The organism is Neisseria sp. P0016.S008, from assembly GCF_051957775.1.
In the GTDB taxonomy this organism is placed as follows: domain Bacteria; phylum Pseudomonadota; class Gammaproteobacteria; order Burkholderiales; family Neisseriaceae; genus Neisseria; species Neisseria flavescens_B.
This window is the reverse complement of the sequence record NZ_JBQCWB010000003.1, coordinates 61099-86608: the sequence shown is the minus strand read 5'-3', so window position 1 is coordinate 86608 and position 25510 is coordinate 61099. Positions and strand designations below refer to the sequence as shown.

Sequence of the window (25510 nt, the reverse complement as noted above, 5' to 3'; positions counted from 1 at the left end):
GTGGATATAACAAGGTTTGATCAAATTGAGAGCTTTGATAAAGCTAAACAACAGACTTGGACTATTCTTTTTTAATTTTCTACTATTTAGCTGAGAAGTTAAAAGGCCGTCTGAAAAGATATTTTTCAGACGGCCTTTGATTTAAAAAGAGCTAATCAAGGAGCGCATTGTTAGATGCTGTTCTTAATGATTTTTCTCAGGGTGGACAGTTGTCGGCGGCTGACGGGCAGCGGGGTCGGAATATCGAGAATTTTTGCGCCCCATGTGGATGCGGATTCGTCGTTTTCTTCGCCGTCCAGTCGAATCAGGCTGTCGAGGGTGTGGCGGAAGACGAGGGCATTGCGGTGGATGCGGATGACTTTGTCGCCCAGCAATTCTTCCCAGTAAACCAATGTTTTTGGTAATTCGTAGCTGTGGCCGTCGCCGGTAAACAGATAGACGGTTTTGTGTTCCGCCATCAGGTAACGCGCCTGTTGCCATGGGATTTCAACCATGCGTTCGCGGTTGTAGACTTTGAAATGGGTGAAACTGTCTGCTTTTTCGCGGTTTTTCTCGATGATGCGGTCAAGCGCGGTTTGTAGGCGGGTCATTTTGATCGGTTTGAGCAGATAGTCTGCGGCAGCCAGTTCAAACGCGCGCAGGGCGTGTTCTTCGTAGGCTGTGGTGAATACAATTTCCGGCTGGCGTTTGGCGGTACGCTTAACGCGTTCGACAAATTCGAGACCGTCGATTTCCGGCATGCCGATGTCGGCAAAGACGATGTCGACTTCGTGGACGCTCAGCCACTCCAATGCTGGCATGGCATGGTGAAAGACGTTGAGCAGTACGACATTGCACTCTTCCAATAATACACGTAAGCGTTCTGCTGCTAATACTTCGTCTTCTACAATAATGGCACTTGGCATAGCGGTATTCTTTTTGTTGTATCGTGGGAGATCTGCCGCGCTTTGTCATCCTCAATAACGCGTCAGCCGTATGTTGTTACAACCTTGAAATTATCAGTTTGTGACAATTTTAGGAAATTTTTGAAATATACATGATTTCTTCGCTTCTCGGGCATGGTTTTGGATGAATCGGAAGATTACTTACATAATTTTATGAAATATTGTAATACCTAGAGTAATTTTGTTGTAATCATGCTAATTCAGTCCGTGATAATGGACGATTTTGGGATTTTGTCCATTTGCCAGTGTACCACTGCCCAATCAAGTAATTCCTGCGGACGGTTCACGGTAGGTGCATCAGGTAGGTTGAGATAGGTTAGGACTTGGCGGAGAAGCTGTTCTTTTTGATTCAAATCCAAAGCCGGGGCAAGGGTTTGTTTCGACCATTTTTGCCCTTGGTTATTGGTCAATAGCGGAAGGTGGGCGTAGGCCGGTGTGGGAACGCCGAGGCATTGTTGCAGGTAGATTTGGCGCGGCGTGGAGACGAGCAAGTCTTGACCGCGGACAATATGCGTTATGCCCTGATCGGCATCGTCGGCAACCACAGCAAGCTGATATGCCCAATAGCCGTCGGCACGAAGCAGGACAAAATCGCCGATATCGTGTGCCAGATTTTGTGCGTAATGTCCGACAATGCCGTCTGAAAAACCGATCACGCGATCGGGAACTTGAATGCGCCATGCCGGAGTTTTGTTTTGCGTGTCGGGTCTTTGCCGAGGATTGCGACAACGGCCGTTATACACAAATCCGTCTGCGCCATGTGTTGCCGCCGCCTGCCAATCTTTGCGGCTGCAGTAACAGGGATACACCAGCCCGGCTGCTTTGAGGCGGTCGAGGGTGTCTTGATATAGGTCGTAACGGCGGCTTTGATAGGCGACTTCGCCATCCCACTCAAAACCGAAAGCTTCAAGCGTGCGCAAAATATCGGCAGCGGCGCCGGGCATTTCGCGTGGGGGGTCAAGGTCTTCAATGCGGACCAGCCATTTGCCCTGATGAGCGCGCGCGTCGGCATAGGAGGCGACGGCGGTCAGTAGGGAGCCGATATGAAGCAGGCCGGTAGGGCTGGGGGCGAAACGTCCTATATACATGGCAGGGTGGTTTTTGTAGGGCGGGCAGTATGCCTGCACGGTATTCAAATCGTGATAGAAAAGGGCGTGCCGTACACGCCCGAATTTGGGTTTCAGACGGCCTGAGACTTTTCAAAATGATTTAAGTTTCTCGGCCGTCCGTTCAATCCGCTTAAGCCAAGGGAGCCAGTAGTTTGGCGAAAGCGTCTTCAAATTGTCTCAAACCGTCTTCCTGCAAACGAGTTGCCAAGGTTTCGACATCGATGCCGAGTTTCGCGGTTTCGGCAAGCTGCGCTTGGGCTTCATCAACACCTTCGGTCAAAGTGGCTTTGGCGGTGCCGTGGTCGATAAAGGCTTTAAGTGTGGCATCGGGAACGGTGTTGACGGTATGGGCGCCAATCAGGCTGTCAACGTACAACGTGTCAGGATAGGCAGGGTTTTTCACGCCTGTGGATGCCCACAAAAGTTGTACGCGGTTGGCACCTTTTTCGGCAAGTGCGGCAAATTCGCTGCTGCCGAAGTATTGCGCCCAATCTTGATAGGCGGCTTTGGCCAGCGCGATGGCGACTTTGCCTTTGAGGTGGTCGGGCAGGGTGGCGTCCAACGCGGCATCGACACGGGAAATAAAGAAGCTGGCGACAACGTGGATATGGGAAACATCATGTCCCGCTTCCAAACGTTTGGTAATGCCGCGCGCGTAGGCCGCATAGGCTTTGAGGGTTTGGGCGCGGGAGAAGAGCAGGGTCAGGTTGACGCTGATGCCGTCTGAAACAAGGGTTTCAAGCGCTTCGATGCCTTCGTCGGTTGCCGGTACTTTAATCATGACATTTTTACGGCCGATGGCGGCGTGCAGGCGGCACGCTTCTTCAACCGTGCCTTGTGCGTTTTTGGACAATTCAGGCGAAACTTCGAGGCTGACGAAGCCTGTTTTGCCGCTGGTGGATTCGTGTTCGGCAAGGCACACGTCGCAAGCGGCTTGCACATCGGCAACCGCCATGGTTTCGTAGCGTTGTTTTGGCGTCAGGTCTTGCTGTTTGAGCGCGGCTACTTCATCGGCGTACAGCGCGTCTCCGGCAAAGGCTTTTTGGAAAATGGCAGGATTGGAAGTGACGCCACACACACCTTGTTTCAGCATTTCTGCCAATTCGCCGCTTTGTACCAGCGAACGGGAGAGATTGTCCAACCAGATTTGTTGTCCTAATGCTTTAACGTCCGATAAAATAGTCATCTCTGATTCCTTTTACATAATAGGTTTGTTTGTGAAGTGGCGGTAATGCTACGCCGATTCGATGAATTTGAACAGTTTACAGCCGATTAATTTGGGCAAAACAAACCTAAATTCAAGTACGAAAGGTGGCTTTGATGGCGGAAAACACACTTTATCTCGACTGGGCGCGCGATGTATTGGATACGGAAGCCGAAGGTTTGCGTGAAATTGCGGCGGCGTTGGACTATGATTTTGTCCGTGCGGCGGAAGCGTTGTTGCACTGCAAGGGTAGGGTCGTTATTACCGGCATGGGCAAGTCCGGACACATCGGCCGCAAAATGGCGGCAACCATGGCTTCCACCGGTACGCCTGCGTTTTTCGTCCATCCTGCCGAAGCGGCGCATGGCGATTTGGGCATGATTGTGGACCACGATGTCGTGGTTGCTATTTCCAACTCCGGCGAAAGCGATGAAATTGCGGCGATTATTCCGGCGTTGAAACGCAAAAACATCACGCTTATTTGTATCACTGCCCATCCGACTTCGACCATGGCGCGCCATGCCGATATCCATATTACCGCGGCTGTTTCCAAAGAAGCTTGTCCGCTCGGCCTTGCACCGACTTCCAGCACGACCGCCGTAATGGCGTTGGGCGATGCGCTGGCGGTAGTATTGCTGCAGGCACGCGCGTTTACGCCCGACGATTTCGCGTTGAGCCATCCGGCCGGCAGCTTGGGCAAACGCCTGCTGCTGCGCGTGGCGGATATTATGCACAAAGAAGAAGCCCTGCCAGCCGTTTTGTTGGGCACGCCATTGAAAGAGGCCATTGTCCGCATGAGTGAAAAAGGCTTGGGCATGTTGGCGGTAACCGATGCCGAAGGCCGTCTGAAAGGCGTATTTACCGATGGCGATTTGCGCCGTCTGTTTCAAGAACGCGACAGCTTTGCCGGTTTGAAAGTGGACGACATCATGCACGCTTCGCCGAAAACCATCTCTGCCGACCGTCTTGCCACTGAAGCCTTGAAAGCCATGCAGAGCAGCCATGTGAACGGTTTGCTGGTGGTCGAAGAAAACGGCGTACTGATTGGCGCGCTGAACATGCATGATTTATTGATGGCACGAATTGTCTGAAACGACGGCAAAAACGTTTTCAGACGGCCTTATGCTAGAATAGGCCGTCTGAAATAAGGAAACCTTATGCAAAACCTCTCTTCCGACCTGCAACAACGCGCTTTAGGTATCAAACTGCTGATACTGGATGTGGACGGCGTTTTGACCGACGGCCGCATTTTTATCCGCGACAACGGCGAAGAAATCAAATCGTTCCACACTTTGGACGGACACGGATTGAAAATGCTTCAGGCCAGCGGTGTGCAAACGGCGATTATTACCGGCCGCGATGCACCTTCCGTCGGTATCCGCGTGAAGCAGCTCGGTATCAACTATTACTTCAAAGGCATTCACGACAAACGTGCCGCCTACGCCCAATTACGCGAACAGGCCGGTGTGGAAGAGCATGAGTGTGCCTTTGTCGGCGACGATGTCGTTGATTTGCCCGTGATGGTGCGTTGCGGATTGGCGGTCGCCGTCCCTGAAGCGCATTGGTTTACTTTGCAATACGCCCATTATGTAACCCGACGTTCTGGCGGCGCAGGCGCAGTGCGTGAAGTGTGCGATTTGATTATGCAGGCGCAAGGTACGCTTGAACCTGCTTTGAAAGAGTATGTACGATGAAAATCAGATGGCGTTACGGAATCGCCTTTCCGCTGGTGTTGGCCGTTTCACTTGGCGCATTGGCGGCGTGGCTCGGCCGCATCAGCGAAGTGCAGGTCGAAGAAGTCGTCCTCAATCCGAATGAGCCGCAATATTCGATGAAAGGCATCAACGGCAAACGTTTTGACCAAGAAGGCCGTCTGAAAGAAAACCTGAGCGCGGTCGATGCCGTCCAATATCCGAATAGCGCGGACGTGCATTTGGACAAACCGCATCTTTCGTTTTACCGCGACGGCAGCCTGCTGTACGAAGTCGGCAGCGACAAGGCCGCGTACAATATTCAAAACAAAAAAGTCGTTTTTGAACAGAATGTCGTCTTAAACAAAGAGGCAGATGCCAAGCGTTTGGCCGGCATCGTCAAAACCGAACGGTTGAATGTCGATACCGAAGCGCAATACGCCCATACCGACAGTCCTGTTACTTTCCAATACGGACAGTCCGGCGGTCAGGCAAACGGCATGACTTATGACCACAAAACCGGTTTGCTGAATTTCCCTTCCAAAGTGAAAGCCACAATTTATGATACAAAAAATTTGTAAAACCTTAGCCCTTGTTGCCGTTTTTGCCGCCAGCCCGGCCTTTGCCCTGCAAAGCGACAGCAAGCAGCCGATTCAAATCGAAGCCGACCAAGGCTCGCTTGACCAAAACAACCAAAGCACTACCTTTTCCGGCAACGTCATCATCAAACAAGGCACGCTCAATATCCGCGCCGGCAGCGTGACTGTTTCACGCAACGACAAAAGCGAGCAGTTAATGAAAGCCACCGGCTCGCCCGTCAAATTCAGCCAAGAGTTGGACGGCGGCAAAGGCGTGGTCAACGGCCAAGCCAATACCGTCACGTATTCTTCCGCAGCCAGTCTGGTTACCCTGACCGGCAATGCCAAAGTACAGCGCGGCGGCGATGTGGCTGAAGGTGCGGTCATCACTTACAACACCAAAACCGAGGTTTACACCATCAACGGCAGCGCCAAATCCGGTGTGAAATCCGCCGCCAAATCCGGCCGCGTCAGCGTTGTCATCCAGCCGTCCAGCACGCAGAAAAACAAATAAGAAAACACACAAAAAGGCCGTCTGAAAAAGGTTCAGACGGCCTGAGGTCAATATCGAAAGTCAACAGAATATGAGCGCAAACAACAGCCGTCTTGTGGTTCAAAACCTGCAAAAAAGTTTCAAAAAACGCCAAGTCGTCAAAAGCTTCTCCCTTGAAATCGAAAGCGGCGAAGTCATCGGCCTGCTCGGCCCCAACGGCGCGGGTAAGACCACCAGCTTTTACATGATAGTCGGCCTGATTGCCGCCGATGCAGGCAGCGTAATGTTGGACGGCCAAGAATTGCGCCACCTGCCCATTCACGAACGCGCCCGCCTCGGCGTTGGCTATCTGCCGCAGGAGGCCTCGATTTTCCGCAAAATGACCGTGGAACAAAATATCCGCGCCATTTTGGAAATCAGCATGAAGGACAAAAGCCGCATCGATGCCGAACTTGAAAAACTGTTGGCAGATTTGAATATTGAGCGCCTGCGCAACAACCCTGCGCCGTCCTTGTCCGGTGGCGAACGCCGCCGTGTCGAAATCGCGCGCGTGTTGGCCATGCAGCCGCGTTTCATTTTGTTGGACGAACCTTTTGCCGGCGTTGACCCGATTGCCGTCATCGATATTCAGAAAATCATCGAGTTCCTCAAATCACGCGGTATCGGCGTATTGATTACCGACCACAACGTGCGCGAAACCCTCAGCATCTGCGACCGTGCCTACATCATCAGCGACGGTACGGTATTGGCTTCAGGCAAGCCGGATGATTTAGTCAACAATGAACAAGTCCGTTCGGTTTATTTGGGTGAAAATTTCAAATATTGAATGCATATTTGACGGTATATGAGACCCTCATTTCAATTGAGGGCGGCTATAAATATTGGAATAATCACTAAAAATACAAATATAATACCGATAAACTAATCTTTCAGACGGCCTGCCGTATAAAGGCCGTCTGAAAAACTATCCATACATTTCGAATTAAACACTATGTCTTCACTCGTCCTTAAACTCAAACAGACCCAGCAGCTCAACCAGCGGCTGCAACAGTCTCTGCGCATCTTGCAGATGTCGGGTCTTGAGCTTGAGCGCGAAGTGGAAGACTGGTTGTCAGACAATCCTCTGCTTGAGCGTCCGGAAAGCGATGAATTTGCCGATAGCGGGCTCAACCGTGCGGTAACCATGCCGCGCGCAGGTCAGCAGTTGAGCGGCGACGATGCCGAAGATATTTGGAGCAACATCGCCGAAGAAGAGGATTTCAAACACTATCTGCATGCCCAAGTGTGCGAGCATCCGCTCTCGCAAGTGGAAGCGGCCTATGTTCACGTCTTGATTGATTTTTTGGACGAACAAGGCTACCTCACCGACAGCCTCGAAGAAATTATCGACCACACGCCGTTGGAATGGATGCTGGACGAAGAAGCCCTGCAAAACGCGCTGGATGTATTGCAAACCTTTGAGCCGCCCGGCGTGGCGGCGGCGGATTTGACCGAGTCGCTTATGTTGCAGTTAATGCGTTTGCCGGCTTCTCCTGCCCGACAAATGGCCGCGCATTTGGTGCAAAGTTCGCTTCAAGACTTAGGCAAAAACCGCAAACAAAACGTTCTGCGTTTCCGCAAACTTTATCCCGATACCGACAGCAAAACCATAGAAGCCGCGCTCGATATGATTGCCGGGCTCAATCCCTATCCAGCCTACGGCTTCGCCTCTGCCACGCCTACGCCTTATATTCAGCCTGACGTTTGGGTCAAAGAGGGCAAGGACGGCTGGGAAGTCATCAGCAACGAAGCGGCTTGGCCGAAGCTGCAGCTCAATCAGGAATATTGCGACCTGATGAAATCAGAGGAAGAGGGCGCACCGGAGTGGAAGGAAAAAATCAACGAAGCCAAGCAGCGCATTGATTCTTTGGAGCTGCGTAAAAGCACTGTCCTCCGCCTTGCCGAGTATATCGTCAAAAATCAGGAAGATTTTTTCATCTTCGGAGAAATCGGCCTGTCTCCCATGCTGATGAAAGATGCCGCCGCCGAATTGGGTTTGGCGGAAAGTACCATCTCGCGTGCCGCCAATCAGAAATATTTGTCTTGCCCGCGCGGCCTGTTTGCGTTACGCTATTTCTTCACACAGGCAGTCAATGCCGATGATGATGGCGAAGGGTTCAGCCAAGGCGCAATCAAAGCCGTATTGAGCCAGTTGATTGAAAGTGAAGACAGCAGCAAACCCTATTCGGACGAGACCCTCGTCAAATTATTAAAACAACGCGGCATTGAAATTGCCAGACGTACAGTTGCTAAATATAGAGAATCATTAGACATCCCACCGGCACACAAACGAAAATTTACCGAGTAGATATATTCCGATCCGTTTTGACGGACTAACCAACCGAAGGAGCTGTATCATGAATCTGAAAATCACCGGTCTGAATTTTGATGTTACCGAAGCCATCAAAAACTATGTTTCTGACAAGTTGGCACGAATCAATCGCCACGCCGACAACATCATCTCCGTGACCATTACACTCTCGGTGGAAAAAGTCAATCAAAAAGCCGAAGCCGATGCGCATCTGGCAGGCAAAGATTTGCACGTTGAAGCGATCGAACAGGATATGTACGCCGCGATTGATGTTTTGATGGATAAGCTCGACCGCGCTGTTTTGAAACATAAAGAAAAAAGCGGCGATGTCCGCAGTACTGTCAAACCTGAAGCAGAATAAAGTTTTTGTATGATAAAGGCCGTCTGAACATTCAGACGGCCTTTTGTTTTACTAGATGTTTTAGACTGGCAATCTAGTTACTCACTTTTTCGCCATTCCATGGTGCCACTTTAAACAGCAGCAACATACCCGGTATACCCAAAGCGAAACACAGCCAGTAGAAATTAAAGTAACCCATCGCTTCAATCAGATAACCTGCCGAAGCATTGATAAATGTACGTGGAACGGCTGACAGGCTGGTAAAGAGGGCTAATTGTGTGGCCGTAAATGCAGGATTGGTTTCACGAGCCATATAGGCAACAAACGCCGCCGTACCCAGACCTACACCCGCTGCTTCTGCACCAATCACGGCCGCAAGCATCATTTGCTCTGCCAGGGTGATGGTTTCAAACTTGCCAAAATTTGCCAGCCAAGCAAAGCCTAGAATCGTTACCCATTGGGCTACACCGAAAACCCATAATGCCCTGTTGATACCGAGTTTCAACATCCAAATGCCGCCTACAATACCGGCAATGACAGCAGGCCATAGGCCGGCATTTTTAGCAATGAGGCCGATGTCGGTTTTGCTGAAGCCTATGTCCAGATAAAACGGCGTTGCCAGAGATGTTGCCATGCTGTCGCCCAGTTTGTAGAGAAAGATAAACAGCAATACCAATATGGCCTGTTTGATTCCTTTGCGGGAGAAGAACTCACTGAAAGGGTCGGAAACTGTTTGGGCAAATGTACGCGACGCAGATGGGGGAGTGTCAGGCTCTTTAGCTAAAAACAGGGTCATCAGCAGACCTGGCAGCATAAATAGTGCAGTAATGATGAATACGTTGTGCCAAGGCATCAAGTCGGCCAAAATCAAGCTGAGCGAGCCGGGTACCAAAGCGGCGATACGGTAGGCATTGACGTGGATGGAGTTGCCCAAGCCTAATTCTTCATCTGACAAAATTTCGCGGCGAAATGCATCCAATACAATATCTTGGCTGGCAGAGAAAAAGGCAACCACCAACGATAAGCCCATAATTACATATAAATGCTGAGCAGGATTTAGGAAGGCGTAAATGAGCAAGGTCAGCAGCAAACCAATTTGCGTAACCAGCATCCAACCGCGCCGCCGTCCTAAAAAAGGTAATCTGACCAAATCAATGACGGGAGACCAGATAAATTTCCAAGTGAAAGGCAGCCCGATAAGTGCCATCAGGCCGATGGTTTTCAAATCGACATGTTCGCTGCGCAACCATGCAGGAATAAGGTTGATCAGAAAATAAAGCGGCAGCCCCGAAGTGAAGCCTGTAAAGATACAAATCAGCATACTGCGCGAGAAAATCTTGCGCCAAGTGCTGGTTTGGGGTGCGGTGGTCATAGTGGAATCAATAAAAAAGGAAAGGGATATTGTAGCAAAGATGGGGGATATGGCGAATTAACTTCTGCTATCTTTATTGAATAAAGGCCGTCTGAAACTTTGACAAATTAAGTTTCAGACGGCCTTTTGTTGGAACAACTGATTTGGCGGGCAACGGAGACTTCAGGACGGAAGAAGGGTTGCTTGGGTGTATTCATAAAATTGAAGTTAAGAAAGTTTCAGACGACCCCTAGAGATCGTTTGAACGATGAGAAATATCAGTGGTAATTTGTGCCGTCAGTGTAGCCGTTTCCTGATTTGTCCACAGCAAAAGCAGAAATCGGACCGACCGTTACTGTCCCTTTAGGCTGAGTTTCTTGGTAATACTCATATGCTGCAACACCCATACCAGTTGCAGCACCAACAGCAGCACCAATTGTGCCACCGACCATAATAGCTGGTCCGGCAGGAATACTGCCAAAAGCTATACCGACACCCAGACCAATACCTGCACCAATTGATCCTCCTATTTATGCACCATTTGCTCCTCCTATTTATGCACCATTTGCTCCTCCTTGAAGGATTCTCTCTCCTAAGCCTCCTCCATAAATTAGTTCCAGATCCTCAATGGATAGTTCAATCATGTTATTTTTCCTTTTCAAAAAAATTAGATGTAGAATATTGAGTCAATACACCCAATATGGAAAAAATAATAAAAGCATGAATATAAATCATAAAATCAACATTATCTCCTTGGTAGCTTTCATAAATAAAAACGATTGGTATTGATATACAAATTAAAATGTACAGGTACTTTGAAATTACCAGTAACTTATACACAAATTTTGATTTCATAGCCTAGTCTTTCATTTGAATAAAATCTACCCTAATCAACTTTCCAACCAACTTCCTAACTTCTTCATGCTTTCCCTGATTGAAGTTAACCAGTAGATTTTTCAACAATATGTATATTATGTTAAATAATAAATGGTAATTGTCACATTCAAATATTAAGGATAACCTACTTTGAAACTATATCGCTTTGATGCGTAATTCTATAAAAAACATTGAATTTTCATGTTTTCTATTTATCCAGTATTTTGGAGTTGATAAGTGAGAGCAAAAAACTTTGGAAATCTACGATTCTCCTTCCAACACCTCATCATTTCTCTAGAGAATTTAGGCAAAGGCGGTATTGATAACTCATTTCATTAAATGGAACCAAATGAGAATGATTTATTTATAAAATCCTTTTAAATTAATGGGTTACAATAAAAATTGATAAAATAAAATTGACTATTCTCAATAAAATGAGTAAAATTCATCCGCAAATACAAATTTTGTATTGTGATACATCTATTAACCGCATTAAGAAAAGGAGTTAGTTATGCTAAGTAAGTCAATTACAGCAAAATTAAACGAACAAATTAATCTCGAGTTGTATTCATCAAATGTCTATTTGCAAATGAGTGCATGGTGCCATAAACATGGTTATGAAGGCGCTGCAGCATTTTTACTTCGTCATGCCGATGAAGAATTGGAACATATGCAAAAGTTGTTTACTTATGTGAGCGAAACCAGTGGAATGCCTTTGTTAGGTAAAATTGACGCCCCTAAACACGATTACGCTTCATTAAAAGAAGTTTTTGAAACAACACTTGAACACGAAAAACTAGTGACATCTAAAATTAATGAGTTAGTTGAGAGTACTTTTGCAGAAAAGGATTACTCTACTTTTAACTTCTTACAATGGTATGTAGCTGAACAGCATGAAGAAGAAAAATTATTTAACAGTATTGTTGATAAATTCAAACTTCTTGGTGAAAGTGGTACAGCGCTCTACTACATTGATCGTGAATTAAAAACTTTATAAGAATAGGAGAAATAAAATGTTATCAAATAGCGTGATTAAACTATTAAATGATCAAATGAATTTAGAGTTTTATTCTTCTAACTTATATTTACAAATGAGCGCCTGGTGCGAACAACAAGGTTTCGAAGGAGCTGCAAAATTTTTATCAGAGCATGCGGCTGAGGAAATGCAGCATATGCGTAAACTCTTCACTTATTTAAATGAGACCGGCGCATTGGCTATCATCACACAAATTGATGAACCACCTCATCAATTTTCATCATTGAAACAAGTACTTGAATTAACTTATGAACATGAAAAGTTAATTACCTCTAAAATCAATGAATTAGTTGGTAGAACTTTTGAAGAGAAAGACTACTCTGCCTTTAACTTCTTACAATGGTATGTGGCTGAACAACATGAAGAAGAAAAATTATTCAGTGGAATTTTGGATAAATTAAATCTTCTTGGTGAAGATGGTAAAGGTTTGTTCTTAGTTGATAAAGATTTAGGCGCATTAACAACAAACAACTAATCAAGTCTGATGAAAAAGGCTAAGTCATTATTGATTTAGCCTTTTTTTATATCAAAATCTAGCTACTTTTGTCTAAAAGTGCGGTGCTTTAACGGTTCATTCTTACCGCCGATTAGGTTTTGAAATGCCCGTAAGACAGGCAGATATGCTTGTCTTACGGGCATTTTATTTTCAGACGGCCTTCGATCTTGCGTTGCAGTTGCGGTAGAAGGCGATCAGACCGTTGGTGGAGCTGTCGTGTGCAGGCGTGCCGCGTTCGAGTTCGGGTTCGATGGTTTTGGCCAGCTCTTTGCCGTATTCCACGCCCCATTGGTCGAAGGGGTTGATACGCCAAATCACACCCTGTACGAAGGTGCGGTGTTCGTAAGCAGCCATCAGCATGCCGAGGTTGAAAGGCGTCAGGCTGTCGATGAGCAGGCTGTTGCTCGGACGGTTGCCGGGGAATTCTTTTTGCGGTGCAAGACGGTCGCGTTCGTCTTGGGGCAGGGCGGCCAATTCGATTTGCACTTCGTCCAAGGTTTTGCCTTTCATCAACGCTTCGGCTTGGGCGAAGGCATTGGCAACGGTAAAGCGGTGTTGGCGGTGGTTGCCGTAGATTGTGGTCATGGGGACGATGAAATCGACGGGAATCAGACGCGTACCTTGGTGCAGAAGCTGGAAGTAGGCATGTTGGCAGTTGACGCCTTCATCGCCGAATACAATGCCGCCGGTGGTACAGGAAACAGGTTGGCCGTCTGAAGTACGCTGTTTGCCGAGGCTTTCCATATCGAGCTGGTTGAGCCATGGAGTAAAGAGGCGCATGTTGTGGCTGTATGGGACAACGGTTTGGCCGTCTGAATGTTGGAAGTTGTTGTACCAAACGTTGATGAGCGCCATCAGGACGGGAATGTTGTGGCGGAATGGCGTTTCGAAGAAGTGGGTATCCATCGCGTGTGCGCCAGCCAGCATTTTGCGGAATGCTTTTTCTCCGACGGCAACCATCAGCGGCAGGCCGATGGGCGACCAGACGGAATAGCGGCCTCCGACCCAGTCGGACATGGCGAAGACTTTGTCGGGGGAGATGCCGAAGTTTTGGGCTGCGGCCACATCGGCGGAAATGGCGCAGAAGTGGCGGTAGATGCCGGAATCAGGCAAACCTGCATCGCGGTACCAAGTACGCGCAGCGTAGGCATTGAGCAGGGTTTCCGGTGTGCGGAACGATTTGCTGGCAATGCTGAATACGGTGGTTTCGGGGTTGAGGCCGAGAAGGGTTTGGGTCAGGTCGGCATCATCGGAGTTGCTGACAAAGTGGACGCGGATGTTTTGCCAATAGGGTTGCAGCGCCTGTGTGGCCATACGCGGGCCTAAATCGGAGCCGCCGATACCGATGTGAACCAGGTCGGTAATCGGTTTGCCGGTAATGCCTGCGTGCGTGCCGTCTAGGAGTTGGCGTGCGAATTCGAGTGCGCGGTTGAGTTCGTGATGAATATTGGGCACGATGTTTTCGCCGTCAACGTAAACAGGTTTGGCATTGGCAGGCAGGCGCAGGGCAGTGTGGAGGACGGCGCGGTGTTCGCTGGTGTTGATTTTTTCACCGCTGCTCATAGCCTGCATATATTGTGGTAAATCGGCTGCTTCGGCCAGTTGGCACAATAAATCAAGGGTGTTTTCATCTAGGCGGTTTTTGCTGTAATCAAATAACAAACCGTGCAGAATTTCGTGCATATTGTTGAAACGTTCGGCATCTGCGGCGAAGCGTTCGCGCAGGGTAACGTGTTGAGTATCGGCATGATGGGCTTCCAAGGCCTGCCATGCGTCTGAGTATGCGGACATTTCGTTTCCTTAGTATGTAACGGTAAACAAGCAGGGTATCTATTTTCTGCTTTTTGTAGTTGTTTGTAGTTTAACAAATTTGGACAACTTATGGGAGATGGTAGGGGCGGTTTTGTTTAAGAAATGTATGCAAAATGCAATAGAAACGGTTGATTATCATCAAGTTTCTGTAAAAAAGGGGGTATGACACCGATGTCTGCTGTGTTATCCTATGTAACATTATTGAAATCTTGTCGGGACGGGTCCGTAAGATGGCTACAATTTATGATGTCGCTGCTTATGCCGGGGTATCTCCCAAGACGGTCAGCCGGGTAATTAACGGCGATGCGCCGGTCAGTGATAAAACCCGTTCCAAAGTAGAAACAGCGATTGCTGCTTTGGGCTATATCCCGTCTTCTGCGGCGCGGATTATGCGGTCACACCGTTCCGGATTGGTCGGTCTGATTACCGGCGCCATTTCGCGGACAGGCGAGAATACGGGCGGACACGGCATACCGGATATGTTCTTGATTAAGGGCATTCAGCAGCAGATTCGCGCACAAGGCAAGATTTTGATGATTGCCGACATCGACAATAAGCCGGGTCAGCCCGGTCAGATGGAGCCGCTGATCCGTACCTTTATGGAGCATCGTGCCGAAGGGATTTTATATGTGGCAGGTTTCCATCAGGAAGTGTTGCTGCCGGAAGTGCCCAACCGGTGCCCGATGGTGTTGGTCAACTGCTTTGATTCGGCGGGTACGCCTGCGGTTTTGCCGGATGACGAAGCAGGGCAGTATGGCTTGGTGCGCAGGATTATCCAAAGCGGCCACAAACGGATTGCTTATGTGACTTTGCAGCCGGGCGTGGAAGCGACGCGTTTGAGATCGGCCGGATACCGCCGTGCTTTGGCTGATGCGGATATTGTCTTCGATCCTGATTTGGTGCAGACTGGTTATCCTGACTTCAGCAACGACAGCGGGTCTTTGATTTCGGCTATTTTGAAGCTACTGTCTTTGCCGCTTCCGCCGACGGTAATTTGTTGCGGCAACGATGAAATGGCAGTGCGCGTGTACGGGATTTTGAGGACGCGCGGCGTGCGGGTTCCCGAACAAGTTTCGGTTGCCGGATATGATAACCACAGCGCGATTGCGGAGACGCTGTTTCCGCCGTTGACCAGTACAGAGTTGCCTTATTTGCGCATGGGTGCGATGGCGGCGGATTTGCTGTTTCGATATATTGAACACCCGACCGGTGCGGTTCAGCCAGTCAAGGTTGTTGGGGAAACCATCTGGCGTCAGTCTGTGATTAATAAATAGTTTCAGACGGCCTGAAAATAATAAGCTTTAAACAACACAAACACACATCAAAATAAGAATCATGCAAACGGTCAAAATAAAGGCCGTCTGAAAACGGAGTTGCCTCAGTAAAAAGGGCAGCCCAAATATAATAAAAGCGTCATACCGCTGAAATTGGAGTTTGTTGTTTCCATAGTTTATTACCCAGGAGTAGCCTTCCTATGAAAATCTCCCCACAAGTGGCGATGACACTTCGCCAGATTATGCTGATGAACTTCGGTTTCTTCGGCATTCAATATAGCTTCGGGTTGCAGCAAACTGCGATTAATCCGATTTTCAGCTTTCTTCATGCCGATCCGAGCCAGTTGCCGATTTTGAATATGGCAGGTCCGATTACCGGTTTGCTGGTGCAGCCGATGATTGGTGCGATGAGTGACCGCACTTGGGTGCCTGGATTGGGTCGCCGCCGTCCATATTTCTTGATCGGCGCCATCGGTTGCAGCCTTTGTCTCTTTATCTATCCGCACGTTACCGCATTGTGGGTGGCCGTATTGTTGCTGTGGCTTTTGGACATTAGTAACAACACTGCAATGGAACCTTTCCGTGCCTTTATTGCCGATACGGTTCCCGAACATCAGCAATCTACCGGCTTCTTGATGCAGTCTGTGTTTACCGGTTTGGGTATTACACTGGCCAACGTTTCCCTCTTCATCTTCCAGCAAATCGGCTGGTTACAACAAACTTCCGAAGCGGGTATCCCGTATTGGGTATTTGGTTCGTTCTATATTGGTGCGGTTTGCTCTATCGGTTCGGTTTTGGTTACTGTTTTATCGACATCCGAACGCGAGCCTAGTCCTGCAGAAATGGCGGCCATTAAGGCGCAACCAAGCGGTCCGGCTCATGCTGTTAAAGATATTATCGTTGCTGTACGCGAAATGCCGACTGCCCTGTGGCAACTGGCTTTGGTATACCTCTTTCAATGGTACGCACTCTTTATCTACTGGCAATATATTTCCCACAGTATCGTCCAATCCGTTTGGGATTCGACTGTTGAAAATACTGAAGCGTATAGTCAAGCGGTTGCATGGACCGGTTTGGTAAACGGTTTCTACAACGTTGTAACCTTTATCTCCGCCTTCGGCCTGATGTGGATGGCGCGCAAATACGCCGCCAAATATGTTCACGCCTTTGCCGTTACCCTTGCCGCGTTGGCCTTGCTCACCATTCCGCACATCGGCAACAAATACCTGATGTTTGCCCCGATGATCGGTTTCGGTGTCGGCTGGGCAAGTATGATGGGCGTGCCGTTTATGATTGTGGTCGGTTCTATTTCGAAAGAACGTTACGGCGTGTACATGGGTATTGTGAACATGATGATTGTGATTCCTATGCTGATTGAAACCGTATCTTTCGGCTGGGTATACAAAACCTTCTTGGGTTCAAACCCTGCCAACGCGATGACTTTTGCCGGTGTTTTCCTCGCCATCGCCGCAGCGGTGACCTTAACCATTAAAACTGCGGCCAAACCGGCTACTGCAGAATAACGAAGTCTTGATTTAAAACCAAAATGAAAAGGCCGTCTGAAACATGAAATGGTTTCAGACGGCCTTTTTTTGTCGAAACGGATTCCATTTGCTGACCCGATTCGGTAAGCCTTATTGTCGCTGCACTACCGTTCATCACTCAAATTGGCTATGACTACCGATTTTGCTTTACAATATCCTTCTTTAATTTATTTCGTTTTACCATCCTGATGACAGAACACATTTCCGCTCCAAGCCCATCTCCTGTTGGCGAAGACTACCTGCTGTTAGGTCAATACGCCGAACGCGCCTATCTCGAATACGCCATGAGCGTGGTCAAAGGCCGCGCGCTGCCTGAAGTTTCAGACGGCCAAAAGCCTGTACAACGACGTATTTTGTTTGCCATGCGAGATATGGGTTTGACGGCGGGGGCAAAACCGGTGAAATCGGCGCGCGTGGTCGGCGAGATTTTGGGTAAATACCACCCTCATGGCGACAGTTCCGCCTATGAAGCAATGGTTCGCATGGCGCAGGATTTTACCTTGCGCTATCCCTTAATCGACGGCATCGGCAACTTCGGTTCGCGCGATGGCGACGGTGCGGCGGCGATGCGTTACACCGAAGCGCGGCTGACGCCGATTGCAGAATTGCTGTTGTCCGAAATCAATCAGGGGACGGTGGATTTTGTGCCGAACTATGACGGCGCATTTGACGAACCTGTACACTTGCCCGCCCGCCTGCCTATGGTGTTGCTCAACGGCGCGTCGGGCATTGCGGTGGGCATGGCAACCGAAATTCCGTCGCACAATTTGAACGAAGTTACGCAGGCGGCGATTGCGTTGTTGAAAAAGCCGACGCTGGAAACCGCCGACCTGATGAAATACATTCCTGCGCCCGATTTTGCCGGCGGCGGTCAAATCATCACGCCGGCGGACGAATTGCGCCGCATTTACGAAACCGGCAAGGGCAGCGTGCGCGTGCGTGCGCGTTATGAAATCGAGAAATTGGCGCGCGGACAATGGCGCGTGATTGTGACCGAGCTGCCGCCGAACGCCAATTCCGCCAAAATCCTTGCCGAAATCGAAGAGCAAACCAACCCGAAACCGAAAGCGGGCAAAAAGCAGCTCAACCAAGACCAGCTCAATACCAAAAAGCTAATGCTGGATTTAATCGACCGCGTGCGCGATGAGTCTGACGGCGAGCATCCCGTGCGTCTTGTATTTGAACCAAAATCCAGCCGTATCGATACGGATACCTTCATCAACACGCTGATGGCGCAAACTTCGCTGGAAGGCAATGTGTCCATGAACTTGGTGATGATGGGTTTGGACAACCGCCCCGCACAGAAAAACCTGAAAACGATTTTGCAGGAATGGCTGGATTTCCGCGTCGTGACCGTAACACGCCGTCTGAAATTCCGTTTGAACCAAGTGGAAAAACGGTTGCACATCCTCGAAGGCCGTCTGAAAGTCTTTCTGCACATTGACGAAGTGATTAAAGTCATTCGTGAATCAGACGACCCGAAAGCTGATTTGATGGCGGCGTTCGGGCTGACCGAGATCCAAGCCGAAGACATTTTGGAAATCCGCCTGCGTCAGTTGGCGCGTTTGGAAGGTTTCAAACTCGAAAAAGAATTGAACGAATTGCGCGAAGAACAAGGTCGTCTGAATATCCTTTTGGGTGACGAAAACGAAAAACGCAAGCTGATTATCAAAGAGATGCAAGCGGACATGAAGCAGTTCGGCGACGCACGCCGCACGCTGGTGGAAGAAGCCGGACGCGCTGTGTTGACGCAGACTACCGCCGATGAGCCGATCACCCTGATTCTGTCGGAAAAAGGCTGGATACGCAGCCGTGCCGGACATAATCTCGATTTAAGCCAAACCGCATTCAAAGAAGGCGACCGCCTCAAACAAACCCTCGAAGGCCGCACCGTTTTACCCGTCGTCATCCTGGATTCATTGGGCAGAACCTACACGCTCGATGCCGCCGAAATCCCCGGCGGACGCGGCGACGGCGTGCCGGTTTCATCGTTAATCGAGCTGCAAAACGGCGCGAAACCCGTCGCCATGCTCACCGGACAGCCCGAACAGCACTACCTGCTCTCAGGCAGCGGCGGTTACGGCTTTATTACTAAGTTGGCCGATATGGTCGGACGCGTGAAAGCGGGTAAAGTGGTGATGACTGTGGACAGCGGCGAAACCGTCCTGCCACCGGTTGCCGTCTATGCTTCTTCACTGATCAATCCTGACTGCAAAGTCGTACTGGCCAGCAGCGACCACCGTCTCTTGGCGTTTTCCATCGGCGAGCTCAAAGTTATGCCTAAAGGTCGCGGTTTGCAGCTGATGTCGTTGGCCGATGGTGTATCTTTGGAACACATTATGGTGACGACCTCTCCTGAATTTACCGTTGTATCGGTCGGCCGACGCGGTGCAGAACATCAGGAAAAACTGCGTATTGCCGATATTGACGGTAAACGCGGTAAAAAAGGCAAGGTATTGGAAATATCAGGCCGTCTGAAAAGTTTGTCCTGAAACAAGAACAAATATATCTAAATAAATTAAATTTATACGACATTGCATGATAATAAAAAAAGGTTCACTTATGAACAGAGCCAATCTTCAAGAACTGGGTAATCTGAGGGAGCGGATTCCCGGTGTAATCAACATTGCCCGAATAGCCATCGTCTTACCGCTTTTGGTTTTGCACGCTTTCGGCAGCTACACAGGCGGCAACCTAATTGGCGTTTCGTTGCCGGACATTGAGTTTTATATCTGGGTAACGCTGTATTTCTTCCTGATTATGCTCTCCGTGTTCCGCCCGGGCTGGCAGTGGCAGTCTTTGGATTTGCCCAATGCCAGCGCCGTGGTCGACATTACCATGATGATGGTTTTGGTGTATATCTCCGGCGGTACTGCTTCTGGTTTCGGGATTTTGGTTTTGCCGTTTGTCGCCACGTCGTGTCTGCTCAGTTATGGACATTATCCCATGCTGTATGCAGGTTATACGGCAATGTTGTTTATTTTGAACCTGTTTTTAGACGGCAGTATGCGTTTCGATTCGTTTAATTGGGACGCGAAATCAGTGATGAATTCTTTGATGCTGATCGGCGCAGGCTATCTGGTGGCGATGCTGACATCGTTTGCCGCCCGTTATTTGGAGCAGGCCACGGAGTCCGCCAGCCGCCATCAACTGGCATACCGCCGTATCAGCGGCTTGAACCATTTGGTTTTGAACCGCGTACAGGAAGCGGTTGTGGTGATTGATGCGACCCAACGCGTGTGGCTGTTTAACAAACAGGCAAAAATCTATTTCCCCAGCCTGATTATCGATCAGCAGGAAATCGTGTTTGGCGAACTGGTCGCACGCTGGCAGCGTCAACCCGACAAACCTTTTGAAACCGATATCCATATTTTCCAACACGCCATGCACGTCCGTGCCGTTCCGCTGATTCAGGAGCAAACCGAGCTGCTGATGTTGTACGTCCGCTCATTGCGTGAAGTGGCTGCGGAGGCCATGTCCACTAAGCTGACTTCGCTCGGACAGTTGACTGCCAACCTTGCCCACGAAATCCGCAACCCGATGTCTGCCATCCGTCATGCCAGCGATTTGTTGCAAGAGGGCGATGAGGCAGACCCGCTTAAGGCCAAGCTCTACAACATCATCGACAGCAATATCCAACGTATCGACAAGATGTTGGAAGACGTATCCCTGCTTAACAAACGAGACAACATCAGCCGCCAGCCGATTAACCTGATGAAATTCTGGTTGGAGTTCAAGCAGGAATTTACCTTGAACAATCCCGATGCCATCGGCTGTTTGCGCATGAATATGGACGGCAACAACCTGACTGTATTGGTCGATCCTATGCACTTGCAGCAAGTGATGTGGAACTTGTGCAACAATGCTTGGCGACACAGCCGTCAGGACGAAAACGCCATTACTGTCCTTATCCGCTCTAGCGGCAGGATGCATATTTCCATCGTAGTGGCGGACAACGGCAAAGGCGTGCCGCCCGATGTACGAAATCATCTGTTCGAGCCGTTTTACACCACTGAAAAACAAGGTACCGGCTTGGGGCTTTACGTCGCACGCGAGTTGGCACATGCCAATATGGGGCAGCTGCATTATCACCCTGAAATGAACGGGTTTGAATTGATTTTACCGAAGGAGCAAGCGCAGGATGAATAAATTGCAAGAGCCGGTTTTGGTTGTCGATGACGAGGCAGACATCCGCGACCTGATGGAAATGACCCTGATGAAAATGGGTCTGCGCGTCGATACTGCGGCTGGTGTTGAAGAAGCCAAAGACAAGCTGGACAACAACGATTATTCGCTGGTGTTGACCGATATGCGTATGCCCGACGGCTCGGGTCTCGAGGTTGTCCAATACATTGATGAACTGATGCTCGACACGCCCGTCGCCGTGATTACGGCTTTCGGCAATGCCGACCAAGCCGTTGAAGCCTTGAAAGCAGGGGCGTTTGATTATCTGCAAAAACCGATTACGCTGTCGCAGTTGCGTTCATTGGTTAAATCGGCAGTATCGGTTTCCGATAATACTGCCGAACCCACGCCGTCTGAAAAAGTTAAATCGCAGCCTGCGCCTGTTTCTGCCGCCCTGTATAAACCCGAACCTCAGCCGGCCAAGCCTGTTGTTACGCCTCCTAAGAGCGTACAGAGCGAATTTAACCGGCCTTTGACTGTTCCGGAAGGGCTCAATTCCTTAAAAGAGCGTTTTTCGGCCGGCAGCATCAATCCTGCTCTGCAACAAGATGCACCTATATTGGAAGGCGAGGACGATATGCCGCGCCTGTTGGGTACTTCGCCGCAAATGGTTGAAGTACGCCACCTGATTCGCAGATTGGCCCACAGCCTTGTTCCCGTTTATATCTCCGGCGAGTCCGGTACGGGTAAAGAACAGGCGGCGCGCACGATTCACGAGCTGTCCGACCGCGCCGACAAACCGTTTATTGCCGTCAACTGCGGTGCCATTCCTGAAAACCTGATGGAAAGCGAATTTTTCGGCTACAAAAAAGGCAGCTTTACCGGCGCGGATCAAGACCGTTTAGGTTTTTTCCAACACGCTGACGGCGGCACTTTGTTCCTTGACGAAGTTGCCGATTTGCCGCTTGCCATGCAGGTCAAACTCCTGCGCGCCATTCAAGAAAAAGCCGTGCGCCGTATCGGCGATGCGCGGGAAACTCCTGTGGATGTGCGCATTATTTGTGCAACCCATAAAAACCTCGAAGCCTTGGTTGAAAGCGGCGCATTCCGTCAGGACTTGTATTACCGCCTCAACGTAGTCTCCCTGCACATGCCGCCTTTGCGCGAAATGCGTGAAGACTTGGGCGCTCTGATTTTGTATCTGCTGTATAAACACCGTCACGGCAATCAAACCTACAAACTCAGCCCGAAAGCCCAAGAAGCCCTGTTGCATTACAGCTATCCCGGCAACTTCCGCGAGTTGGAAAACATCCTCGAACGCGCCGTCGCACTGACGGTCGGCCAAGTGATACAAGTGGATGACTTGCAGATTCAAAACGCCCCACAGGTTAAGGCTGAACGTAGCGGCTTCTCTTTTGACGATATTGCCGAACCTGACGCGCGCGAAACTACACTCAATCACAGCCCCATTCCGCCGTTTGATCCGCGGACCATGCAGATACAGGATTACCTTGACCAAGTGGAGCGCAGCATCATCGAGCAGGCTTTGCAGCAAACTCGTTACAACCGTACCCAGGCCGCCAAACTTTTGGGCATCAGCTTCCGCTCCATGCGCTACCGCATGGAACGCTTGGACATCAATTAAAACGTTCAGATGGCCTGAGTTTTCAAGGCCGCCTGAAACATGCGCATCATGTACAAGATTTATTTTGACGAAACCGCATCTGTCGAACTTCGCAGCCTTGCCGCGCCTTTCGGGCTGACCGTTATCGACCGGCAGCCTGAAGAAGGCAGTTTCCTTATCGCTGACGAAAGCGGCATCAGTTTGTGCCGCGCCGGTGAAAAAGGCCGTGTCCGCGTTGATTTTGGTGGAGGTGCCGCCCATTATCGGCGCACTAAAGGCGGAGGCGAGTTGATTGCCAAAGCCGTCAACCATACTGTACAACCGACTATTTGGGACGCTACCGGCGGACTGGGGCGCGACAGTTTTGTGCTTGCCTCGTTGGGTTTGAAGGTACAAACTTTTGAACAAAATCCCGCCGTTGCCTGTCTACTTTCAGACGGCCTCAACAGGGCAGGGCAAAGTGAAGAGACACGGGAAATTGCCCAACGTATTACTTTGCACTTCGGCAATGCCGTTGATTTAATGCAGGAATTGGCAACGCAAAAAGGCAGGCCCGATGTGGTGTACCTCGACCCGATGTATCCGGAACGTCGCAAAACCGCAGCCGTGAAAAAAGAAATGGCTTACTTTCACGACTTGGTTGGTGCGGCACAAGACGAAGCCGAGTTGTTGGATGTGGCATTGGATACAGCCAAAAAGCGCATTGTCGTCAAACGCCCGCGCTTGGGCGAATTTCTCGACGGGCGCAAACCTGCTTATCAATACACAGGCAAAAGCACGCGTTTTGACGTTTACCTCCCGACAAGGCCGTCTGAAGACTAGAGGCAAACTTGCAACATATCAAAAGAAACCGCCGGCGTTATCAGCGCGGCGGCAAAGTGTGATATAAATACCCTTTCCCAAACTTCATTGGAGCAAACTATCATGGAATTAGTATTCATCCGTCACGGACAAAGCGAATGGAACGCGAAAAACCTTTTCACCGGCTGGCGCGATGTCAAGCTGAGCGAGCAAGGTTTGGCAGAAGCCGCGGCAGCAGGTAAAAAGCTGAAAGAGAAGGGCTATGAGTTCGACATCGCCTTTACCTCCGTTCTGACCCGTGCCATCAAAACCTGTAACATCGTTTTGGAAGAATCCGACCAACTGTTTGTTCCACAAATCAAATCATGGCGTTTGAACGAGCGCCACTACGGCCAGCTGCAAGGTATGGATAAAAAACAAACCGCAGAAAAATACGGTGACGAGCAAGTCCACATTTGGCGCCGCAGCTACGACACATTGCCTCCGCTGCTGGATCCTAAAGACCCTCACTCTGCCCACAACGACCGCCGCTATGCCAACCTGCCTAGCGATGTCGTACCTGATGGCGAAAACCTCAAAGTTACCCTCGAGCGCGTCCTGCCTTTCTGGGAAGACCAAATCGCTCCGGCCATCTTGAGCGGCAAACGTGTATTGGTTGCGGCACACGGTAACTCCCTGCGCGCTTTGGCAAAACACATTGAAGGCATTTCCGACGAAGACATTATGGGCTTGGAAATCCCAACCGGTCAGCCGCTGGTGTACAAATTGGATGAAAACCTGAAAGTAATTGAAAAATTCTACCTGTAAGGTAAAGGGAAAAAAGGACGTGTTGGACACGTCCTTTTTTGTATTTGTCTGTATCGAGGCCGTCTGAAGACAGTTGATGGCGGGCGACATGAAAAAAGGACGCATAAAGCGTCCTCTATGGAGATTAAACCCTGTATTACTGGTTTTTCTCAATGATTTCTTTGAGGTGAGGCATAGGGCTGTAACCGCTTTGGCTGCGGCCGTTAGGGAAGACCACGGTCGGCGTGCCGTTGAAGCCGAATTGTTCGCCCAATGAAGTGGTTTCAGCAACAGGGTTTTCGCAGTTTGCTTTGCCGCTTGGGAGCTTGCCTTTGCGCATCCAGTCGATCCATGCCTGGGTCGGATTAGGCTGACACCACAACAGCTCGGCTTTGCGCGCGGCATCAGGGTGCAGGCTTGGAATCGGCATCATGAAGGTATAAATCGTGATGTCGGTCATTTTTTCAAACTCATGCTCCAAGCGTTTGCAGTACGGACAGTCCGGATCGGAGAAAACAGCGACTTTCAGTTTGCCGTTGCCGCGCACTTCTTTAATGGCTTTGTCCAAAGGCAGGGAAGCGAAGTCGATTTTGTTCAAATCGGCGGCGCGTTCTTCAGTCATGCTTTGGCGCGTGTTGACGTTGATAAGGTCGCCAACGAGCATATAGTCGCCTTTGGCATCGGTATAGATGATTTGTTTGCCGCTGACGACAACTTCGTAAATGCCTTTAATCGGTGTTTCACTGACGCTCAAAACTTTCAAATCTTGGGCGGCATAGACTTTTTCCAGGCGCGCTTTCAAAGCAGCGGCAACCGATTTATCGGCAGGCGCTTCCGCTTTGGCAGCAGGGGCAGGCGCCGCGTTGGCGTTGGATACGGCAGGTTGACCGCATGCCAACAAAGGAAGGACGGCAAACGGCGTTAAGATTTTGATTAACTTGGTTTTCATGCGAGAGACTTGCGTGTGTTGAAAGTAAGGCATTGTATCAAACCTCCGTCATGTCTGCATTGTACTCAGGCTCAAATTATCGTCTGAAAATAGCTTTCGGCTGTTAAAATACGAAAAAATAATTTGA

Annotated in this window: 23 protein-coding genes; 16 read left to right on the top strand and 7 right to left on the bottom strand. The window is 49.6% G+C overall.

Going from position 1 to position 25510, the window contains the following annotated elements; all coding sequences use genetic code 11:
• Positions 1-170 precede the first annotated feature (170 nt).
• From ACTHS8_RS04575 to tal, 3 genes are all read right to left on the bottom strand, one after another.
• Positions 171-905, bottom strand: a complete 735-nt coding sequence (locus ACTHS8_RS04575; RefSeq protein ID WP_063076108.1) for a LytR/AlgR family response regulator transcription factor — start codon at positions 903-905, stop codon at positions 171-173.
• Positions 906-1144: 239 nt separating this feature from the next.
• Entirely contained in the window at positions 1145-2032 is an 888-nt protein-coding gene (gene gluQRS / locus ACTHS8_RS04570) for a tRNA glutamyl-Q(34) synthetase GluQRS (RefSeq protein ID WP_440373104.1), read from the bottom strand.
• Between the two features lie 151 nt (positions 2033-2183).
• Complete coding sequence (tal, locus tag ACTHS8_RS04565; RefSeq protein ID WP_440373103.1) at positions 2184-3239, bottom strand: transaldolase; 1056 nt, start codon at positions 3237-3239, stop codon at positions 2184-2186.
• A gap of 134 nt (positions 3240-3373) precedes the next feature.
• Here tal and ACTHS8_RS04560 point away from each other — a divergent pair, with 134 nt between their 5' ends.
• The 7 genes from ACTHS8_RS04560 to hpf all read left to right on the top strand — a co-directional run bounded on the left by ACTHS8_RS04560 (position 3374) and on the right by hpf (position 8730).
• Positions 3374-4348, top strand: a complete 975-nt coding sequence (locus tag ACTHS8_RS04560; RefSeq protein WP_440373102.1) for a KpsF/GutQ family sugar-phosphate isomerase — start codon at positions 3374-3376, stop codon at positions 4346-4348.
• Positions 4349-4414: 66 nt separating this feature from the next.
• A complete protein-coding gene (locus ACTHS8_RS04555; RefSeq protein ID WP_003686818.1) occupies positions 4415-4951 on the top strand; it encodes a KdsC family phosphatase in 537 nt (178 codons plus the stop codon).
• Positions 4948-5529, top strand: a complete 582-nt coding sequence (lptC, locus tag ACTHS8_RS04550; protein WP_440373101.1) for an LPS export ABC transporter periplasmic protein LptC — start codon at positions 4948-4950, stop codon at positions 5527-5529. The genes ACTHS8_RS04555 and lptC overlap by 4 nt, the downstream gene beginning before the upstream one ends.
• Complete coding sequence (gene lptA / locus ACTHS8_RS04545; protein WP_049328829.1) at positions 5510-6040, top strand: lipopolysaccharide transport periplasmic protein LptA; 531 nt, start codon at positions 5510-5512, stop codon at positions 6038-6040. Before lptC ends, lptA begins: the two co-directional genes overlap by 20 nt.
• 70 nt (positions 6041-6110) lie before the next feature.
• Positions 6111-6845, top strand: coding sequence for an LPS export ABC transporter ATP-binding protein (gene lptB / locus ACTHS8_RS04540; RefSeq protein ID WP_003679854.1), 735 nt, complete (start codon positions 6111-6113; stop codon positions 6843-6845).
• Between the two features lie 165 nt (positions 6846-7010).
• On the top strand, positions 7011-8366 hold the full coding sequence (rpoN, locus tag ACTHS8_RS04535) for an RNA polymerase factor sigma-54 (protein ID WP_004518851.1): 1356 nt from the start codon (positions 7011-7013) through the stop codon (positions 8364-8366).
• 49 nt (positions 8367-8415) lie between these two features.
• Positions 8416-8730, top strand: coding sequence for a ribosome hibernation-promoting factor, HPF/YfiA family (hpf, locus tag ACTHS8_RS04530; RefSeq protein ID WP_003686778.1), 315 nt, complete (start codon positions 8416-8418; stop codon positions 8728-8730).
• Positions 8731-8803: 73 nt separating this feature from the next.
• Here hpf and ACTHS8_RS04525 read toward each other — a convergent pair whose 3' ends face one another.
• Together ACTHS8_RS04525 and ACTHS8_RS04520 are read right to left on the bottom strand one after the other, a co-directional pair.
• Complete coding sequence (locus ACTHS8_RS04525) at positions 8804-10081, bottom strand: AmpG family muropeptide MFS transporter (RefSeq protein ID WP_440373100.1); 1278 nt, start codon at positions 10079-10081, stop codon at positions 8804-8806.
• A gap of 257 nt (positions 10082-10338) precedes the next feature.
• Positions 10339-10512: a hypothetical protein gene (locus ACTHS8_RS04520; RefSeq protein ID WP_224783520.1), complete on the bottom strand. Its 174-nt coding sequence runs from the start codon at positions 10510-10512 to the stop codon at positions 10339-10341.
• A 935-nt stretch (positions 10513-11447) separates the two neighbouring features.
• Between ACTHS8_RS04520 and ftnA (ACTHS8_RS04515) the strand changes: the two genes are divergently transcribed.
• Together ftnA (ACTHS8_RS04515) and ftnA (ACTHS8_RS04510) are read left to right on the top strand one after the other, a co-directional pair.
• The gene (ftnA, locus tag ACTHS8_RS04515; RefSeq protein WP_003686837.1) at positions 11448-11933 is read left to right on the top strand and encodes a non-heme ferritin; all 486 of its coding nucleotides are present in this window, start codon (positions 11448-11450) and stop codon (positions 11931-11933) included.
• A gap of 16 nt (positions 11934-11949) precedes the next feature.
• Positions 11950-12447 (top strand): non-heme ferritin, encoded by a 498-nt coding sequence (gene ftnA, locus ACTHS8_RS04510; protein WP_003686798.1) that lies wholly within the window; start codon positions 11950-11952, stop codon positions 12445-12447.
• 171 nt (positions 12448-12618) lie between these two features.
• On the opposite strand, the gene pgi is transcribed toward ftnA (ACTHS8_RS04510), so the two are convergent.
• Entirely contained in the window at positions 12619-14259 is a 1641-nt protein-coding gene (gene pgi / locus ACTHS8_RS04505; protein ID WP_440373099.1) for a glucose-6-phosphate isomerase, read from the bottom strand.
• 251 nt (positions 14260-14510) lie between these two features.
• Between pgi and ACTHS8_RS04500 the strand changes: the two genes are divergently transcribed.
• The 7 genes from ACTHS8_RS04500 (at position 14511) to ACTHS8_RS04470 (ending at position 24455) form a co-directional block, all read left to right on the top strand.
• The gene (locus ACTHS8_RS04500) at positions 14511-15554 is read left to right on the top strand and encodes a LacI family DNA-binding transcriptional regulator (RefSeq protein ID WP_295847377.1); all 1044 of its coding nucleotides are present in this window, start codon (positions 14511-14513) and stop codon (positions 15552-15554) included.
• 200 nt (positions 15555-15754) lie between these two features.
• Positions 15755-17077 carry an MFS transporter gene (locus ACTHS8_RS04495; protein WP_440373098.1) on the top strand — a complete coding sequence of 441 codons (1323 nt, stop codon included), beginning with the start codon at positions 15755-15757 and terminating at the stop codon, positions 17075-17077.
• Between the two features lie 209 nt (positions 17078-17286).
• Positions 17287-19590 (top strand): DNA topoisomerase IV subunit A, encoded by a 2304-nt coding sequence (gene parC, locus ACTHS8_RS04490; RefSeq protein WP_440373097.1) that lies wholly within the window; start codon positions 17287-17289, stop codon positions 19588-19590.
• 70 nt (positions 19591-19660) lie between these two features.
• Positions 19661-21247 (top strand): HAMP domain-containing sensor histidine kinase, encoded by a 1587-nt coding sequence (locus ACTHS8_RS04485; protein WP_311459698.1) that lies wholly within the window; start codon positions 19661-19663, stop codon positions 21245-21247.
• Positions 21240-22868 (top strand): sigma-54-dependent transcriptional regulator, encoded by a 1629-nt coding sequence (locus ACTHS8_RS04480; RefSeq protein ID WP_440373096.1) that lies wholly within the window; start codon positions 21240-21242, stop codon positions 22866-22868. The genes ACTHS8_RS04485 and ACTHS8_RS04480 overlap by 8 nt, the downstream gene beginning before the upstream one ends.
• A gap of 48 nt (positions 22869-22916) precedes the next feature.
• The gene (locus ACTHS8_RS04475) at positions 22917-23669 is read left to right on the top strand and encodes a class I SAM-dependent methyltransferase (RefSeq protein ID WP_440373237.1); all 753 of its coding nucleotides are present in this window, start codon (positions 22917-22919) and stop codon (positions 23667-23669) included.
• 102 nt (positions 23670-23771) lie between these two features.
• On the top strand, positions 23772-24455 hold the full coding sequence (locus ACTHS8_RS04470; protein ID WP_003679823.1) for a 2,3-diphosphoglycerate-dependent phosphoglycerate mutase: 684 nt from the start codon (positions 23772-23774) through the stop codon (positions 24453-24455).
• Positions 24456-24591: 136 nt separating this feature from the next.
• On the opposite strand, the gene ACTHS8_RS04465 is transcribed toward ACTHS8_RS04470, so the two are convergent.
• Positions 24592-25383, bottom strand: a complete 792-nt coding sequence (locus ACTHS8_RS04465; RefSeq protein WP_440373236.1) for a DsbC family protein — start codon at positions 25381-25383, stop codon at positions 24592-24594.
• Between the last annotated feature and the right edge of the window lie 127 nt (positions 25384-25510).

What these genes read in the sequence shown, in the direction of transcription:
- ACTHS8_RS04575 (WP_063076108.1), bottom strand. Translation starts at nt 905, where the DNA reads ATGCCAAGTGCCATTATTGTAGAAGACGAAGTATTAGCAGCAGAACGC.
- gluQRS (WP_440373104.1), bottom strand. Translation starts at nt 2,032, where the DNA reads ATGTATATAGGACGTTTCGCCCCCAGCCCTACCGGCCTGCTTCATATC.
- tal (WP_440373103.1), bottom strand. Translation starts at nt 3,239, where the DNA reads ATGACTATTTTATCGGACGTTAAAGCATTAGGACAACAAATCTGGTTG.
- ACTHS8_RS04560 (WP_440373102.1), top strand. Translation starts at nt 3,374, where the DNA reads ATGGCGGAAAACACACTTTATCTCGACTGGGCGCGCGATGTATTGGAT.
- ACTHS8_RS04555 (WP_003686818.1), top strand. Translation starts at nt 4,415, where the DNA reads ATGCAAAACCTCTCTTCCGACCTGCAACAACGCGCTTTAGGTATCAAA.
- lptC (WP_440373101.1), top strand. Translation starts at nt 4,948, where the DNA reads ATGAAAATCAGATGGCGTTACGGAATCGCCTTTCCGCTGGTGTTGGCC.
- lptA (WP_049328829.1), top strand. Translation starts at nt 5,510, where the DNA reads ATGATACAAAAAATTTGTAAAACCTTAGCCCTTGTTGCCGTTTTTGCC.
- lptB (WP_003679854.1), top strand. Translation starts at nt 6,111, where the DNA reads ATGAGCGCAAACAACAGCCGTCTTGTGGTTCAAAACCTGCAAAAAAGT.
- rpoN (WP_004518851.1), top strand. Translation starts at nt 7,011, where the DNA reads ATGTCTTCACTCGTCCTTAAACTCAAACAGACCCAGCAGCTCAACCAG.
- hpf (WP_003686778.1), top strand. Translation starts at nt 8,416, where the DNA reads ATGAATCTGAAAATCACCGGTCTGAATTTTGATGTTACCGAAGCCATC.
- ACTHS8_RS04525 (WP_440373100.1), bottom strand. Translation starts at nt 10,081, where the DNA reads ATGACCACCGCACCCCAAACCAGCACTTGGCGCAAGATTTTCTCGCGC.
- ACTHS8_RS04520 (WP_224783520.1), bottom strand. Translation starts at nt 10,512, where the DNA reads ATGGTCGGTGGCACAATTGGTGCTGCTGTTGGTGCTGCAACTGGTATG.
- ftnA (WP_003686837.1), top strand. Translation starts at nt 11,448, where the DNA reads ATGCTAAGTAAGTCAATTACAGCAAAATTAAACGAACAAATTAATCTC.
- ftnA (WP_003686798.1), top strand. Translation starts at nt 11,950, where the DNA reads ATGTTATCAAATAGCGTGATTAAACTATTAAATGATCAAATGAATTTA.
- pgi (WP_440373099.1), bottom strand. Translation starts at nt 14,259, where the DNA reads ATGTCCGCATACTCAGACGCATGGCAGGCCTTGGAAGCCCATCATGCC.
- ACTHS8_RS04500 (WP_295847377.1), top strand. Translation starts at nt 14,511, where the DNA reads ATGGCTACAATTTATGATGTCGCTGCTTATGCCGGGGTATCTCCCAAG.
- ACTHS8_RS04495 (WP_440373098.1), top strand. Translation starts at nt 15,755, where the DNA reads ATGAAAATCTCCCCACAAGTGGCGATGACACTTCGCCAGATTATGCTG.
- parC (WP_440373097.1), top strand. Translation starts at nt 17,287, where the DNA reads ATGACAGAACACATTTCCGCTCCAAGCCCATCTCCTGTTGGCGAAGAC.
- ACTHS8_RS04485 (WP_311459698.1), top strand. Translation starts at nt 19,661, where the DNA reads ATGAACAGAGCCAATCTTCAAGAACTGGGTAATCTGAGGGAGCGGATT.
- ACTHS8_RS04480 (WP_440373096.1), top strand. Translation starts at nt 21,240, where the DNA reads ATGAATAAATTGCAAGAGCCGGTTTTGGTTGTCGATGACGAGGCAGAC.
- ACTHS8_RS04475 (WP_440373237.1), top strand. Translation starts at nt 22,917, where the DNA reads ATGTACAAGATTTATTTTGACGAAACCGCATCTGTCGAACTTCGCAGC.
- ACTHS8_RS04470 (WP_003679823.1), top strand. Translation starts at nt 23,772, where the DNA reads ATGGAATTAGTATTCATCCGTCACGGACAAAGCGAATGGAACGCGAAA.
- ACTHS8_RS04465 (WP_440373236.1), bottom strand. Translation starts at nt 25,383, where the DNA reads ATGAAAACCAAGTTAATCAAAATCTTAACGCCGTTTGCCGTCCTTCCT.